Raw genomic sequence first — 16,470 nt, 5'->3', positions numbered from 1 at the left:
GGCAGTTATCAAACGATATCGGGGGATTGCGCTTCTTTTAAAGATTCCTTTGGCACTGTTTACTCTGTGAGCAGTATCACGCTGCGCGATAAACAGAAATGGTACAAGGCAAATACCGTTTAAAAAAGGGCGCAGGCTGCAAAAAGAGCCGCGGGCATCATATCGCACCGCGGCTCTTTTCAAATTTATTCCTTATATCCGATGTCTTCAAGCACAAATCCAGGAATTTTATCCTGATTCATATAGAAGGATATCCCTTCCTCATTATATCCATACTCGCTTGAAAATTCCGAACCAGTCCATACAGTCAGATCCGGGTCCACGTTAAGCATGGAGTCGTTGCACCAATAATATCCCGTCGAAAAAATGCTCCCTAAAATCTCCCTGATCTGTTCCTTATCCGTATAGGTAACCGATTTTTCCAAAGATTCATCCGATTCTGTCGCTGCATTTCCACTCTCACCAAAAAAAGGCTTGGTATAGACAACTTTCAGTTCCTTTACTTCTTCCTCCCAGGCCGTTTGATCCAGATCAAGTCCCTGCTCTGTTATAAATGCGATTGTCTGTTCAAAACCCGGGTAGATAAAGTACTCTTCGTTTGACGTTTTACTTTCTATATTTAAAACAGCCACAGGATTTTCCGCAGTACGTTCATCCCACGTCAGACCTTTCAATTCTTCCCTGTACAGTTCCAGTAATTTTTCAATTCCACCCCTGTTGACAGTAATCTCATTTCCGATATTGGCATTCCGACAGTAGACAGCGTTGATATCTTCCGTCTTGTATCGGTAAACGGAATAATGTGATTCCTTATATTCTGCGTTTTCGTACAGATTACTCACCATAGCCTCGGCTTCATCAGCCGGGACACTGTATACCCTGTAGATTTCCCGGCCGCTTTTCAGTTTGAACTTCACATAATACCGATACTGGCGTTCCTGTTCACTGCTTCCCGAAGCATTACTGTAAAATGCCCCGTTTCTGCGGTGATCAGCGCTGATTTTCTCTGCCCTTGCGGCTCCCAATTCTGCCAGCTCGTATACGGTTGTAAAATCAGTCAGCTCCATACCCTCAATTTCATAATCATATCGATTGGTAAGCACCCGGCTATATGCCAGACCCTGTTCATCCACATCTGTCACATAGGATAGATTCTCATCCATCCCCTCAAAGGAAATACTCATGCTTTCAACGCTATCCTTCCCCGGCAGATAAGAATCATATTTGATAAAGTCAAACCTGAATACCATCACCACAGCAGCTATGACAGCCGCACATGCAGCGAACTGTATTTTATTCCTGAAGGCGCTTCTGATATCGAAGTTATAGATCATTTCGATCACCGCATAAATTATGATCATTGTAAAAACGGTTCCAAATATATTCCATTCCAAAGCCCTGCTTCCTGAAACATACTGGAACAGGATCCCTCCTCCAAGAGAAAGAGGAACAACCAGCATAAACTTGATAATGGGTTTTACAAAGTCGAACGCCATTGCACTTCCGGCAGCTTCTGAAGGACGTTTTTTATATAGAAATACCGAGCAGGCAATCAGCGCCACTGTAACTGCAGACACCTTTATGAGCATCCAGATGATTTCAGATTCCTTGACGGACGAAGCCCTGAAACCAGTAACAAGATAAATTCCAACCGGAGACAGAGTATTGAATATGGCTGTATCTATATCACCGCCATAATAGGTTGCAAAGTATTCGCCGAAATAGATTGCCCTGACAAACACGAGCAGGGGGCCATAAGCAAGAAATACGGCCGTTCCAAGACAGCTGACTATGATATTCCCGGTCAGCATTACGGCGTTTATGGTAATCGTATAGATCAGGCTGTAGAATACTACATTGATAGCGATAGAAGCCAGAGCGCCCATGAAAATTCCGCTATCCATAAAACCATTCATCTGCAATAAAAGAAAACACAACAACAGATTGATCAGGTAAGAAACCACATAGCAGCCAAGTCCGTTGACATAGATAACCGCATACTGTACTTCTCTCCGTACCGGCATGCTGTGGTAAAGGTCCACTTTTTTTCTCGAATGCAGATAAAAGAATCCGCTCAAGCCAAAGATGACCGCTCCCAGAATAGAAATCAATATAATCGCAACATTGCCTACTCCAACAGCGTTTGTGAGCATCTGGGCTAAATATTCTGCATCGTACAGCTCATTTCCAGCCTGGTTTTCAATCGTCATCGCACAGCTGACAGGCAGCGCAAGGAAAAACAGTAGAAATACGAGCACAACCGGCCAAGGCCTCCTTTTTATATCTTCTTTCTGTAGCCTACAAAATAAGTTTCTTGATATCATAACCCACTACCTCCGTCTCGCTTATAAAAATTTCCTCTAACGTCAGAGGAAGGACCTCCACAAATATCGTCTTCACCTTGTCAAGACGTCCCATAATCTCTTCGTATCTTCCCTTTGCCGTAATCGTATAGAGCGATGCCCTCTTATCTACCTTAAGAAGTTCAATGCCTGAAAATATTTCCTCCACGCTCTCTTCATTCTGAAAAACACACTGTATCTTGTGAATGCCCAGCTTCATGTCAAACAGATCCTTCTGCAGGAGCATCCCTCCCTTATGAAGCAGCCCCACATGATCGCAGATATCTTCCAGTTCTCTTAAATTATGAGAGGCTATTACGGGCGTCATTTCCCGTTCTGCTATTTCTTTGACAAATATGCTTTTGACAGCCTGGCGCATCACCGGATCAAGACCATCAAAAGTCTCATCACAGAACAGATACTTTGTATGGGCGCATATCCCGCAGATTACCGAAACCTGCTTTTTCATTCCTTTAGAAAATGTATGAATCTTGCGTTTCTGATCTAGATCAAACTGTTTCAGCAGTTTAACGAACCTTTCCCCATCAAAATCCGGATACATGATCTGATAATAGGACTTCATATCTTCCGGTGTTGCATTGTTGAAAAAATACTGGTCATCAGAGATATAGAAAAACTGTTCTTTCACCCTGACATTCTCAAAAACCTCCATGCCATCAATTTTTACTGCTCCGGCATCCGGTTTCAGCACACCGCACAGCATTCTCAGAAATGTGCTTTTCCCGGCACCATTCGTCCCTACCAGACCAAACACATTCCCATCAACTATCTCGGCAGTCACATTATCGACCGCTGCGATTCCGCCAAATTTCTTGCTCACTCCCATCGCTTCAATCATCTTTATTTCCCTCCTCGTAACATTCCACTACTTTATCTAACAAATGCTCCTTTGAAACCCCCATGTCCTTCGCTTTCCTGACAAGTTCCTTTACTTCTTCCAGTATCTCTTCCCTTTTGCACTGTACCAGCCGGTCATTTGCAGCTATAAAATTCCCCCGGCCTTTGACCGAATAGATATATCCGCCCCGTTCCAGTTCCGCGTAGGCTCTCTGGATTGTATTCGGGTTAATGGATAGCTCCATTGCCAGATTCCGCACCGATAGAAGCTGGCTGTCTGGTTCCAGTACACCCTTCAGTATGAGTTCCTGAAACCGTTCCGCGATCTGTTCGTAGATTGGCCTGCGGTCTTTATAATCAATCAATATCATGGGATTCTCCTTTCCTGATTCCATTTCATGCAAATCATCGTGTATTAACTGTACTAACTGTGTTAATACACAAATAATAAATGAAACGTAAGTTTTTGTCAATACACAAATTATTTTTACATTATCGCAAAAACCTCCCCTGCTTATTCTCAGCAGAAAAAAGTACCAGGTACTGTGAACATGCTGTTCACAATACCTGGTACATCTATTACAGAAGACTTTTCAGTTCTTCCAGTGATCCGTCGTTCCTGATACATTCAACGATTCTTCTTCCAAGCGGAAGCAGTTCAGGCGTCATATACTGTTCCAATTCATCTTTAAAGAACTGAATCAGTATTTCTGCACCTTTTTGGAAACCTTCCTCTCCGACTTCCGGCTGCTGCGCCACATCAAGCATAAATTCCGGGATTTTCGAACCGTCGATCTCCATGTAATTCGCTTTGTATCCCAAAAGCGTGCATCCCGATTCTGCAAGCTGGTCCTCAGCAAAAACCGCACCTTCATTTCGTGCCAGGTACTCCCTTACAATCCACTGGGGATTGAATCCGACCCTGTACGCACCTATATGCTGGTTTGGTATGAGCAGATAATCAGTATTCGGATTGCCTGCAATCTGCTCAAGAAGCAGATTAGCCTGAGCCACCTTCGTTCCTGTTGCAAAAGGCCAGTAGGAGCCGACACCTTCACTGGTAAGGGCTTTCGATCTTGTCGTGATGCTCGGGTTGTTGTCGCCTCTTGGGGCCACCAGCCTCCACACCCATGCAAGAGCTGGTGGAAGCACATGCACTAAGCCTATAATACCGTATGTCGGCTTGTGTTTCGTGCAGACAGGAGCACGCATACCGAAGCTTCTGATATCTACAGCTACAGGTTCACTGATATTGCCTTCAATCCTGTCTCTTGGCATGATAACCCTTGGATTTGGACACGGTTTTCCCGGCGCATCCATAGCATGGTCCCAGATCAGGCATGTCGAGCCTGGTACCGCATCATAGTTCAGAAAGATAAGTGGTTCCTTCGGATGCATACAAAGGCTTTCCAGCTGGGGCGCCGTTCCATATTCAGTGATATGGTCAGTCCTCAGAAACCAGCCATTTTCAGCATCCATAACCATTAGTTTTCCGCTTTCATTCTGAAGTTTTGGGTGGCACAATGCCATATCGTCAGTTACAGGATTAATCGAGCAGGCTTCCTTCAGCCTGATTGACAGCCCTTCTCCAGTCACCCTGTTGATGCCAAGTTTGACTTTTCCATCATGATCCATTACAAGATGTTCCGTCATCTCGCTCTTTCCACCACCGCTGGCTCCCTCATGCATGAGCACCACTTCTCTGCGTCCCGAAGCTCCTATTTTCACTGTGGAGCCATGGAGTGTAATCCACCCTTCCTCCTCTCCAATCTTCAGAAGCACTCCGTATACGCCTTTTTTAGCACTTGGTCCCGGATACAGATTATATGAAAAAAGTTCGTAAACCTCATCAAGCCTGTTATGGACAACCATCTGCTTTCCGTCGAAATGCGTGTGTCTGAAGGTCGGTGCCAGATAAATGACTGCCCTTGGCTTAAATCCTTCCTTTACCTGGCTGCACGGTATGAAGCCCTGAAGGTCAGCCAGTCCTGCCGCAAAGAATCCCGCATTTGCCGGCGCTACGAGAAGCATCGGATAACCAAACTCGCTGCCCCCTGCCATGAACGGCAGAATGATCAGATCATGATTTTCAAGCCATTCAAAGGTTTCATCCCTGAGGCTGTCAAATTCATAGCCGTATTTATCAACAAAAGTCTGCTTGTCCGTCTTCTCGTTGTCTGCAATCACCATCGAATCCGGATCGCGCCTTCTGAGATAGATATCAGTATAGTTTACGACCAGACCATTCTTACATCTGGCAACAGTAGCCTCCACAACCTTCTCCTGCCCCGGCACATCATATGCAACTTCGAAATAGTCATTTTCTTTGCCGCCAAGAGCGATATCGATCAGCTCGTCTCTTGTTTCCGGAAATATGATCCTGTTGCTGCTTCCTACCATTTTCTTTACCGCTTCCGGCAATACCATTCTGTTCAGTACATCTCTCATAATCAAACCTCTTTCTTTATCTAATAATTCAAAAAAGCCAATATCCATACCCCTTATCGTCAAAGGAATATAAATATTGGCTTACCAGCGTCTTGTACGCATACTTTACGCTAAATCTTCCAAACTTCTATTTATTGAATCTCTCTTCCAGATTTTCGCTGGCTATGATAACTATCACTTTCTCTCCGGTACGTGTGCTGACGTCGGAGTGTATGCTGATGATATCCATATCTATTACTTCTTTAATCATGTCTTCCATGTAGTCCTTCGAATTTTCAAAAAGCGTGGTCCTGACTTTCTTCAGCAGTTCAACTCCCTGGCTGCTCTCTGCCAGCTTCTGTTCTGACTGGCTTAGGTATCCCTTGAGTCGTATGATGATCATGTCCTGGACAATGGCGGTTCGGATCTGTTTCGGTCCTCTTCCCATGAATTCAACTTCAAATCGGCTGACATTCTCGCTAATCTTTGCTTCAGCCTGGCCTTTTGTCATATCATCCTCCCCTTTCGCTTTCTCTGAATATAAAATATCATATCCAAATAAAATAATCAATACCTAAAATGAATTATTTTTAATTTATTCCTGCATTTTATATTTTCTATTTATCCTTTGTATTTTCATTTCATTTTCAAAACCCTTGTTAACAAGGGCTTTCATTGATTTTTGCAAACTTTTTCAAACCCTGTATTTTCTTAAAATGAATTATGCAAATCGCTTTCCTGCATTTCATCCTCTTGGTTTTGATTTCGCATTCTACAAACGCAGCCCCAAAACGATGTAAAATCAGCTCTTCTCCGTCTGTATCCTGCTGCCCTCTCTGACCAGACATACAAGTGGAAACATCAGAATCATGCATGCAATCCACACTGTTTTCACAGCAAAATATTCCGACAGCAGCGTCGCGGCGATTCCTCCGGTCAGAAACGACCCTATTACAAGGCTGTACCTGTTGGCAGATTTCATTGCGTCTTCGTTTTTTTGAACAAGACCCTTGTAATACAGCTCAGCACAGCTTCGCAGGTTTCCCGTACAGAAGACAGTTGCATAAGGGCCGTTTACCAGAACCCGGAACGAGCAGAACTGGAGCGCTGATGCAAAAGCTATAGGAGCATTTGCAAATACATCCGGAACTGATGATGGCATAAACCCTACCATGAACAATATCATGACCTCAAATATCAGGATATAGGACTGCCAATATTCCTTTTTTTCCAGGCTTAACTTATTTTTCAAAAACTGGTATGCAAAAACGCCCATCACAAAGAATAAAATCGGCACAGCTGCCATAAACGCATCATAGAAGTTTTTATCCGCTATTCGGATTCCGATCAGAACGAGGTTGCCGGTCTGCCCTGTGGCAAAAACGTTACCCCGATTCACATACGTATAGGCATCTATCAAGCCTCCTGCCAGTGCCAGCTGCATTCCGACAGGCAGCGAATCTGCCGCATTTACTTTCATTGTTTTACTCATAATATTGTTCCTACCTCACTGTTACTCTTAAAATTCCCTGTAATCATAATACCTAAAATCACAATGAATGTAAATGCGTAACTGTTCAGAACCCCTGTCTCGCGAGGTGTTTTTATGCTGATTTTGCATAAAAACCCGAGACATTCGTGCGCCAAATTGCTGATTTTGCAATTTGTGTGCCTCATATGTGACTATGAAGGACGTAGTCCTGAATAGTTACGTAAATGCTTATCATAAAAGCGCCAGCCACTGTGACTGAAAATTCACAATGACTGGCGCCTTTTATCTTTACCTGTACTTGCTGGTAACTTTAAGCCTGTTCATGGCACGATTCAGTTCAGCCTGGGTCTGGTAATATTCTTTGATACTCTGCTTCTGGCGAAGTTTTTCCTCTGCACGGAGTTTCTCTGCCTCTGCCCTTTTTATATCGATTTCCTCCGGCAGTTCTACTGTATCAGCAAGCAATACCGTCGCTTCCGGCCTGACATTCACAAAACCGTCGCTCACGGCCGCATAACGCCACTCGCCATCCACTTTAAACCTGAGTTCTCCTGCTTTTAAGCAGGTAACCATGGCTTCGTGGTTCGGAAGGATGCCAAACTCGCCGTCCAGTCCCGGGAAACTCAGCATTTCACAATCGCCTTTAAAAAACGGACGGTCACTTGCGATTATTTCAAGATAAAAAGTAGTAGCCATTTCCCCTCCTATCTACCTGCATATCAGGTTCATAGTATAATCCTTATTTTTTATCGGAAGTTTCTGAAGTTTCTTTCACACTTGCCTCCGGGGTGCTTTCCATCGCTTGGGCTTTTGCTTTTACTTCTTCTATGGTTCCTACAAAAAGGAATGCTGATTCAGGATATTCATCCATTTCTCCGTCAATGATCGCTTTGAAGCCTTTAATCGTTTCACTTAAAGGCACATATTTTCCCTTCATGCCTGTATAATTTTCCGCTACATTGAATGGCTGCGATAAGAATTTCTGGATTTTTCTAGCACGGTATACTGCAAGTTTATCGTCCTCATCCAATTCTTCCATACCCAGGATTGCAATGATATCCTGTAGTTCTTTGTATTTCTGCAAAAGCTCCTGCGTCTTCCTTGCAGTTGTATAATGTTCCTCACCTACAACATCAGGTTCCAGGATTCTCGAAGAAGATTCAAGCGGATCTACAGCCGGGTAGATTCCCTGTTCAACGATTTTTCTCGAGAGAACAGTCGTTGCATCCAGATGGGCAAACGTCGCCGCAGGAGCCGGGTCAGTCAGATCATCCGCAGGGACATAAACTGCCTGCACAGATGTGATGGATCCGTTCTTTGTCGAAGTGATCCTTTCCTGCAGCTCTCCGACTTCATTTGCAAGAGTAGGCTGGTAGCCTACTGCTGAAGGCATACGTCCCAAAAGCGCAGATACCTCTGATCCTGCCTGTACATAACGGAATATATTGTCGATGAAAAGCAGAACATCTTTCTTTTCTTCATCCCTGAAATACTCTGCCATTGTAAGGCCTGTCTGGGCAACCCTCATACGTGATCCAGGCGGTTCATTCATCTGTCCGAATACAAGAGCCGTTTTCTCAATAACTCCCGATTCTTTCATTTCCATCCAAAGATCATTTCCTTCACGGGATCTTTCACCTACACCGGTGAAAACCGAGTATCCGCCATGCTCTGTTGCGATATTTCTGATCAGTTCCTGTATCAGGACTGTCTTGCCTACACCGGCGCCGCCAAAAAGGCCGATTTTACCACCCTTTGCATAGGGCGCCAGCAGATCGATAACTTTAATTCCTGTTTCGAGTATTTCTACAACGGGCATCTGGTCTTCAAATGTGGGCGGTTTTCTATGGATTTTCCATCTGTCATCCCCTTCAACCATTTCGCCACCGTCAATCGCATCCCCAAGAACATTGAACATTCTTCCAAGTGTCTGCTTTCCAACAGGAATCTTAATGCAGTCTCCCGTTGCGGTTACTTCCATTCCTTTCGCCAGACCTTCGCTTGAAGCAAGCATGATGCAGCGCACCATGTTGTTTCCCATATGTCCGGCTACTTCCATTACAAGTCTTTTCCCATCCAAAATTATTTCCAGGGCGTCCTTGATCATCGGAAGCTTTCCGCTTTCAAATTCCACATCGACAACAGGTCCTAAAACCTGTACTATTTTTCCTTTTTCCATAAGCGTATATGTATTCTTCGCACACTGTGCGCAGGAATCCCCTTTCTTCTGTTATTATGTAACTACTCAGGACTATGTTCATCATAGTTACATTTTTACTGACTGTTCAGTCATACAGCTAATAATTACGATTTTTGTGCACATTTTGCCCCGCTGGCAATCTCAGTGATTTCCTGCGTAATCGCCGCCTGTCTCGCACGGTTGTACAGCAGATCCAGCTCCCGGAGCATATCTTTAGCACTTGATGTAGCCGTTTCCATAGCTGTCATCCTTGCATTCTGTTCGCTTGAAAAAGCTTCAATCAGCACGCCATAAATAAGGCCTCTGACATAGTTTGGAACCAGATTGTCCATAACCTGGGCAGCTGATGGATAGAAAGCTGCATGCGGGATGCCTGCCGCCCTTCTCTCGAACTTCTTCCTTTCAAGAGGCAGCAGTTTTTTTATCTGAGTTTCAGCCTTCAACGGTGAAACCATCTCATTGTATATTACATACACATCATCCAGCTCACGTTTCTCAAACATCTCCAGTATGATATCCGTCATTTCACCAGCACGATACATTGTCGGATTCTGGGCTGTATACAGAAATTCCACGTCAATCACAACATTTTTACGCATGAAATACTGGCGCCCTACCTGGCCTACCACAAAAAGGAAATTGTTATCTCCTTTTGCCATCTCTTCCTCGGCAAGCTTGATTACATTGTGATTATATGCACCACAAAGTCCCTTGTCCGCCGTTATGACCAGATACCCTCTTTTCCTGTCCGCCTTTTCTAATTCCTCCCTGCGCTCGAAATAAATCTGATGCATGTGGGGTGCAACCAGCAGAATATCGTTGATCGTTTCCTGAAGCTTATCGAAATAGGGTTCTGTCGCAAGAAGACTTTTCCTTGCTTTTTTCAGTTTGGAAGATGATATCAGATACATGGCATTGGTAATCTTCATGATATCCTTGATGCTTTTCATTCGTGAATGAATTTCTTTCATATTTGCCATGCTATCACCTACTTTTTAAATTCTATGGCTGCATCTGTAATCCTGCTGATCAGTTCATCATTCAGGGCTTTTTTCGTGTTGATTTCCTCCACTATTTCCGGATGTCTGTTTTCAATGAAGTCCATCAGATCAGTTCTGAATGTCCTGATTTCCTTAACAGGCACATCCAGGAGCAGTTTCGCATTTGCAACACACAGCAGAATGACCTGTTCATGGAGTTTTAGCGGCTTGGAAAGCGGCTGTTTCAACAGTTCAACAAGCCTGTTTCCGTGATCGAGAAGATCCTTGGTGGTCTTGTCGAGTTCCGAACTGAACTGGGTAAATACTTCCATCTCCCTGAACTGTGCCAGGTCGATACGAAGGCTTCCTGAAGCTTTTTTCATTGCCTTGGTCTGAGCCGCACCGCCAACACGGGATACGGAAAGTCCAACGTTTACCGCAGGACGGATTCCGGCAAAGAATAGTTCGCTTTCCAGGAATATCTGCCCATCCGTTATCGATATGACATTTGTCGGTATATAAGCCGAAACATCCCCTGCGAGAGTTTCAATAATCGGAAGCGCCGTGATCGAACCGCCGCCATATGCCTCGTCAAGCCTGCAGGAACGTTCAAGCAGCCTTGAATGGAGATAGAAAACGTCTCCCGGGTATGCTTCACGTCCAGGCGGCCTCTGGAGCAGCAGGGACATTGTCCTGTAAGCTACCGCATGTTTTGAAAGGTCATCATATACAATCAGTACGTCTTTTCCCTGATTCATGAAAAATTCGGCCATGGCCGTACCTGAATAAGGAGCGATATACTGCAGCGGTGCCAAATCGCTTGCGGATGCTGAGACGACTACAGAATAGTCCATAGCGCCATGTTTTGTAAGCGTGGATACGATCTTAGCAACAGTCGATGCTTTCTGTCCGATAGCCACATAGATGCAGATTACATCCTGGCCTTTCTGGTTCAGTATTGCATCTACCGCAATTGAGGTCTTTCCCGTCTGGCGATCCCCGATAATAAGTTCTCGCTGTCCCCTTCCGATAGGGAACATGGAATCGATTGCAAGGATACCTGTCTGAAGAGGCACTGTAACTGATTTTCTTTCTACAACGCCCGGTGCTTCGTTTTCAATCGGGAAATAATCTTCCGCAGTGATAGGACCGTTCCCATCGATTGGTCTTCCTAATGCGTCTACTACCCTTCCAATCAGCGCATTCGCAACAGGAACGCTTGCCTTTTTTCCTGTCCTGACTACTTTGGTTCCTTCCGTGATACCATAATCCGTTCCAAGCAATACGCAGCCGATGGATTTCAGTTCAAGATTCTGCACGATGCCGCTGGATCCGTTTTCGAATTCAACGAGTTCTCCGTACATAGCCTGTTCCATTCCATAGACGGTTGCAATACCATCGCTGATACGGATTACTGTTCCAGTCTCTCTGACTGTTGTTTTTTTATCATAATCTTCTATTTCTCTTTTAAGTACAGAAATTATCTCATTCTGATTTATACTGCTCAAGCACGTCACCTCCGTACAAGCGTTTTGCCCAGACCTTCAAGAGCGCCCCGTATGCTTTTATCATACTCGGTATTGCCTACGGTTAAAATAAAACCGCCGAGCAATGTGGGATCCTCTTTCAGTTCAAGCAGAACACCTGATTTATTAAATTTTCTGCAAACCATTTTTTTAATTTCTTCAAGCTGATCATCATCAGGCCTTGTCATGTAAGTAATGGTCACCTTGATTATATTTTGACTGTTTAACGAAATATCATTGTACGCATCAAATATTTCGCCTGCAATTCCCATCGCTTCGTTATCGCACAGAACCTTCAGAAAACTCCTTATCCGTTCATCGAAGACAGCATCTATCACAGCATGTTTTTCCTTCTTCTTTACGGCCGGATTTGAAAGGGCCTCCGCTATTTCCCTGCTATTTCGGATAATCTCCTCTGTGCCCTTCACGCAATCCACCTGGATTCCAAGATCAAACAAAGCCTTTGCGTAGTTTATAGCACCTTGTGTCATCTGCCGGCACCTTCCTCCGCTAAGAAATCATCGATAATCTTTTTATTCGTGCTGTCATCCACATTCTTCCTGATAACCTTGGCCGCTGCAGCCATGGCAACGCCTGCGATTTCCAGCTGGATATCCTGCATGGATTTCTGTTTTTCCAGTTCGATGGATTTTTTTGCACTCTCCATCATTTCCGAAATTTCCTTCTGTGTTGCATTGATCTGTTTGTCATGCTCGCCCAAAGCCCTCTGCTTTGCTTCTTTTACAATAGCTGTGGCTTTTTCGTCTGCATCTTCTAAAGCTTTTTCATAGTCCTGTTTCAGTTTCAATGCTTCGTTGTTCTTTTCATCGGCCTCTGCCAAAGAAGCTTCGATTGCATTTTTTCTCTTTTCCATAATTTCAGTAACGGGGCCGAATAAAAACTTTCTCATTAACAGGTATAAAACAAGAACATTGATCATGTTTAATACCAAATTCCACCAATCTAATTTTAACATCAGACTTGCCTCCTAAAATTCTAAAATTATTTTAAGAACAGTATAATCAGTACAGCGATTACGAAACCGTAAATAGCCGTTGCTTCCGCCAGTGCGCAGCCTAATAATAATGCCTTGTTGATATCTCCCTTTGCTTCCGGCTGTCTTGCGATTGCCTCTGCCGCCTTTGAAGTTGCAATACCGATACCGATACCTGCTCCTGCTCCTGTTAATACCGCAATTCCTGCTCCTACTGCTATTAATGCTTCCATAGTAATATCTCCTTTTAATTGAATTTAGATTAATTTTTTAGTTGTAATCCCGTAACCTTATTTAAGGAATAAAATAATCAAAACCGCAATTACGAAACCGTAGATCGCTGTTGCTTCCGCCAGTGCACAACCTAATAATAATGCCTTGTTGATATCTCCCTTTGCTTCCGGCTGCCTTGCGATTGCCTCTGCTGCTTTTGAAGTTGCGATACCGATACCGATACCTGCTCCTGCTCCTGTTAATACCGCAATTCCTGCTCCTACTGCTATTAATGCTTCCATAATCCACATCTCCCATCTTCTGATTTCAATCCGATTGTTAATACGTCTCCAGATTCTTTTAACAACATCAATTGTCCAATCTCTTATTCGTGTTCCATTTTTTCTTTCATGAATAGTAATGTCAGGAATACAAATACATATGTCTGGATCAGTCCATCGAATATGTCAAAATACAAGCTGAACACTACTGGTATGATTGCCGGTGCAATCAGTTTGATCAATTCCATAACAACGAATGCACCCAGAACATTACCGAACAGTCGCATACACAAAGACAATGGTCTGATAAAAATTTCCAGAACATTGATCGGCGCTATAAGCGGCATCGGTTCAGCAAAGCTTTTCAGCCACCCTTTGGCTCCTTTTTTTCTGATTCCCGAGTATTCAATAAGAATGATACTCATGATTGCCAGCCCTGCTGTTACATTCAGGTCCTTTGTCGGAGGTGTAATTCCCAAAACGCCCATGACATTTGAAATTCCGATGTAGATTGCCACAGTTCCAAGATACGGTGCATACTTTCTGCCTTCTTCACCCAGGATGTCAGCTACGAAGCTGTTGATCCATCCGACTGCAGCTTCCAGATAAAGCTGCTTTCCGGTCGGCACCATTTTCAGATCACGTACCATCACCTTTGCGAGGATCACCAGAAACAGCATGATGCCCCATGTAATCACGACCGATGTTGCGATGGGTATTCCGCCGAATATGGGTATGACAAAAGAAACCTTGCTTTCTAGCTGCGACATCAAATCACTTGCAAACTCTTCCAATGTTTTTCACCTTCTTTTTTATTAAATTGTAATATAAACCGGGCGGATTTCCGTTAGCCGCCCTGCTATAATGAACAGCATACGAAGTATTTCTCCGTACCGCCATCCATTTTATGTATGTAATTCATTAAATCAAGAATATGCCTGAATGAGGTATATTCGAAAAATTCTCTTTTATCATTTCTTAATTTCTTATGCAGTGCAAATGTTATAAACACAACAAAGGCTTCAAAAAGCATACCGCTTTTCAGATGCCTGTTAAGATATTTCATGTATGATTTGTCATGCTCGCTGTCGTCTGCTATATGTAAATTGGGATTATAAATCTTCTGGGCTTCACTGTCTGCATCAGTTCTGTCAGCGTCAGATAATACTGATCCATATACAGAGGTTTTGGTGCTCATTTCAGTATATCGTATTCTATTTGAAAGGTTGCCGGCAGCAGCGTACGAAAACAGAAGGCTCATGACGATCATAACCGTCGTTACCAGTAAAAAATATCGGCCTGTTCTGTAAAATCCAGTGTTCATATCTGCTACCTCCCTTTAATATCAATTTCATTTCCATATATTAAACCCATTTTTTTCAAATGTCTAGCATGAATAAAACTTTTGTTAATTATATAACATTTTTAGGGCAAAAATGAAAAGTTATTGTATATTTATCCATACAATCTTACTGGTCAGGAGAGATTACTGCTTGTTTTTTTGTATACAGAATCCGGCTATTGTGCAATTTTATAAGTATATTTATGTAAAACTCTGCACTATATCCCTTCTCAAAATCACATATTAACACCGTATAAATTATATCACATTTATTCATTTAATGCTCTATTTATCAGTTAACACCATTTCAAACGCCGAATATTCCGAATATTATCACACTTTTAGAATTGTATTTTGCGTGGGGAGGAATGCTTAAGACTTAGCAATCAAGTTCCTTTGAAATTTAAAAAACTTCCGACTCAGGCAAATTTCTTTTCCCCCGTCGGAAGTCCTATCACTTACATTTTACAGTTTCTCTTCAATTTATTAAAATTCATTCTGAACCAGCTTCCCGTCTGCGTCTGACTTCTTTGGAAAGACCATTTTCAGTAAAATCGGCGTTATGAGTGTTGTTACAATTACAACAATAATAACAGGTGCGAAGATTTCCTCGCTGATCAGACCTACAGAAGCCCCCTTGTTTGCCACAATCAGGGCAACCTCGCCTCTTGAAATCATTCCCACCCCAATACGCAGGGCTTCCGGATTTGAAAACTTCATTAGCTTAGCACCGAAACCGCATCCGACAATTTTCGTCAAAATAGCGATTGCAAGCAGTACTATTGTAAAAATGATAATTCTTCCATCCATCGATTCGACTGATGTCTTAATTCCTATGCTTGCAAAAAAAACAGGGGAAAACAGCATATAAGAGGCTACCTCTACTTTTTCAGCTACATATTCATTGATCTTCAGGTTCGCTATGATAATACCTGCAAGGTAAGCACCTGTTATATCCGCCATTCCAAAATAATGCTCTGCAATATAAGAAAGAAGCAGGCAGAAGACAAGACCATAAATTGGAATTCTTCTTCTTCTTCCGTAACGTTTTCCCATATACGCAAAAACTTTATACATAATAACTGCACAAATAATCGCAAAGGCGAAAAAGAGCAGGATTTTAATCAAAATTGCACCTATCGTTACACTGCTGTCTTTGAATGACATTACCACGGTCAGGATAATAATGCCCAGAATATCGTCAATGATTGCCGCTCCCAGAATTGCTGTTCCTTCCGGACTTTTTAATCTTCCCATTTCACGAAGCGTCTCTACGGTAATGCTGACAGATGTTGCTGTCAGAATAACGCCGATAAAGATATTTTCCAGCAGTTCAGCCTGCGTCATGTTTCCCAGTGTATCATGAAAGATTGCCGCCGCCAGGAATCCGCCTCCAAGAGGAATCAACACTCCCGCTATTGCAATCACTAAAGATGCCTTGCCTGTTTTCTTCAGTTCCTTAATATCAGTCTCCATTCCGGCAGTGAACATAAGCATGACGACTCCCAGCTCAGCCATCTGACTGATAAATTCCGTTTCCTGCAAAACGTTCAGAAAAGTGGGCCCAAGAAGAACACCTGCCAGAAGTGCTCCTACGACCTGAGGCATCTGGACCTTTCGGGTAAACAGACCAAAAATCTTGGTGCTTAATAGTATGATTGCTAAATCAAGAAAAAATTTGTACGACAAAACAAAAACCTCCTAACTTTCATTTTCTGCAGACTTTTTGACTTCCATTAAACATCAATGGCAATCATTATGTCTTTCCGGCATGAACTTTAGCCGAAAATCATATCCATTATAACACATTTCAAG

General features: G+C 43.2%; 17 protein-coding genes. All 17 read right to left on the bottom strand.

Going from position 1 to position 16,470, the window contains the following annotated elements; genetic code table 11:
* Positions 1-185 precede the first annotated feature (185 nt).
* Complete coding sequence (locus tag BJR36_RS09180) at positions 186-2,258, bottom strand: DUF6449 domain-containing protein (RefSeq protein WP_139133535.1); 2,073 nt, start codon at positions 2,256-2,258, stop codon at positions 186-188.
* A 40-nt stretch (positions 2,259-2,298) separates the two neighbouring features.
* Positions 2,299-3,201 carry an ABC transporter ATP-binding protein gene (locus tag BJR36_RS09175; RefSeq protein ID WP_091233123.1) on the bottom strand — a complete coding sequence of 301 codons (903 nt, stop codon included), beginning with the start codon at positions 3,199-3,201 and terminating at the stop codon, positions 2,299-2,301.
* Positions 3,194-3,571, bottom strand: coding sequence for a GntR family transcriptional regulator (locus tag BJR36_RS09170; RefSeq protein ID WP_091233121.1), 378 nt, complete (start codon positions 3,569-3,571; stop codon positions 3,194-3,196). The genes BJR36_RS09175 and BJR36_RS09170 overlap by 8 nt, the downstream gene beginning before the upstream one ends.
* 208 nt (positions 3,572-3,779) lie before the next feature.
* Positions 3,780-5,648 carry a DUF4914 family protein gene (locus BJR36_RS09165; protein ID WP_091233119.1) on the bottom strand — a complete coding sequence of 623 codons (1,869 nt, stop codon included), beginning with the start codon at positions 5,646-5,648 and terminating at the stop codon, positions 3,780-3,782.
* Positions 5,649-5,775: 127 nt separating this feature from the next.
* Entirely contained in the window at positions 5,776-6,138 is a 363-nt protein-coding gene (locus BJR36_RS09160) for a Na-translocating system protein MpsC family protein (protein WP_091233299.1), read from the bottom strand.
* Positions 6,139-6,429: 291 nt separating this feature from the next.
* Positions 6,430-7,119 (bottom strand): YoaK family protein, encoded by a 690-nt coding sequence (locus tag BJR36_RS09155; RefSeq protein ID WP_091233116.1) that lies wholly within the window; start codon positions 7,117-7,119, stop codon positions 6,430-6,432.
* Between the two features lie 288 nt (positions 7,120-7,407).
* Complete coding sequence (atpC, locus tag BJR36_RS09150; RefSeq protein ID WP_091233114.1) at positions 7,408-7,815, bottom strand: ATP synthase F1 subunit epsilon; 408 nt, start codon at positions 7,813-7,815, stop codon at positions 7,408-7,410.
* 43 nt (positions 7,816-7,858) lie between these two features.
* The gene (gene atpD / locus BJR36_RS09145) at positions 7,859-9,298 is read right to left on the bottom strand and encodes a F0F1 ATP synthase subunit beta (protein ID WP_091233111.1); all 1,440 of its coding nucleotides are present in this window, start codon (positions 9,296-9,298) and stop codon (positions 7,859-7,861) included.
* A gap of 125 nt (positions 9,299-9,423) precedes the next feature.
* Complete coding sequence (gene atpG, locus BJR36_RS09140) at positions 9,424-10,299, bottom strand: ATP synthase F1 subunit gamma (RefSeq protein ID WP_091233109.1); 876 nt, start codon at positions 10,297-10,299, stop codon at positions 9,424-9,426.
* Positions 10,300-10,307: 8 nt separating this feature from the next.
* Positions 10,308-11,816 carry a F0F1 ATP synthase subunit alpha gene (gene atpA / locus BJR36_RS09135; protein WP_091233107.1) on the bottom strand — a complete coding sequence of 503 codons (1,509 nt, stop codon included), beginning with the start codon at positions 11,814-11,816 and terminating at the stop codon, positions 10,308-10,310.
* Positions 11,813-12,316 (bottom strand): ATP synthase F1 subunit delta, encoded by a 504-nt coding sequence (gene atpH, locus BJR36_RS09130; RefSeq protein WP_091233104.1) that lies wholly within the window; start codon positions 12,314-12,316, stop codon positions 11,813-11,815. Before atpH ends, atpA begins: the two co-directional genes overlap by 4 nt.
* Positions 12,313-12,801 carry a F0F1 ATP synthase subunit B gene (gene atpF, locus BJR36_RS09125; protein WP_091233101.1) on the bottom strand — a complete coding sequence of 163 codons (489 nt, stop codon included), beginning with the start codon at positions 12,799-12,801 and terminating at the stop codon, positions 12,313-12,315. Before atpF ends, atpH begins: the two co-directional genes overlap by 4 nt.
* A 26-nt stretch (positions 12,802-12,827) precedes the next feature.
* Positions 12,828-13,052 (bottom strand): ATP synthase F0 subunit C, encoded by a 225-nt coding sequence (atpE, locus tag BJR36_RS09120; RefSeq protein ID WP_091233098.1) that lies wholly within the window; start codon positions 13,050-13,052, stop codon positions 12,828-12,830.
* 57 nt (positions 13,053-13,109) lie between these two features.
* Entirely contained in the window at positions 13,110-13,334 is a 225-nt protein-coding gene (gene atpE, locus BJR36_RS09115; RefSeq protein ID WP_091233098.1) for an ATP synthase F0 subunit C, read from the bottom strand.
* Positions 13,335-13,417: 83 nt separating this feature from the next.
* Positions 13,418-14,083 carry a F0F1 ATP synthase subunit A gene (locus BJR36_RS09110; protein WP_091233296.1) on the bottom strand — a complete coding sequence of 222 codons (666 nt, stop codon included), beginning with the start codon at positions 14,081-14,083 and terminating at the stop codon, positions 13,418-13,420.
* Positions 14,084-14,172: 89 nt separating this feature from the next.
* Positions 14,173-14,637: a hypothetical protein gene (locus tag BJR36_RS09105; RefSeq protein WP_091233096.1), complete on the bottom strand. Its 465-nt coding sequence runs from the start codon at positions 14,635-14,637 to the stop codon at positions 14,173-14,175.
* Between the two features lie 504 nt (positions 14,638-15,141).
* Positions 15,142-16,344 carry a cation:proton antiporter gene (locus BJR36_RS09100; RefSeq protein ID WP_091233094.1) on the bottom strand — a complete coding sequence of 401 codons (1,203 nt, stop codon included), beginning with the start codon at positions 16,342-16,344 and terminating at the stop codon, positions 15,142-15,144.
* Positions 16,345-16,470: the final 126 nt, after the last annotated feature.

This window comes from Anaerobium acetethylicum (assembly GCF_900096945.1).
Taxonomy (GTDB): Bacteria; Bacillota; Clostridia; order Lachnospirales; family Lachnospiraceae; genus Anaerobium; species Anaerobium acetethylicum.
This window is presented reverse-complemented; position numbering and strand designations above follow the sequence as displayed.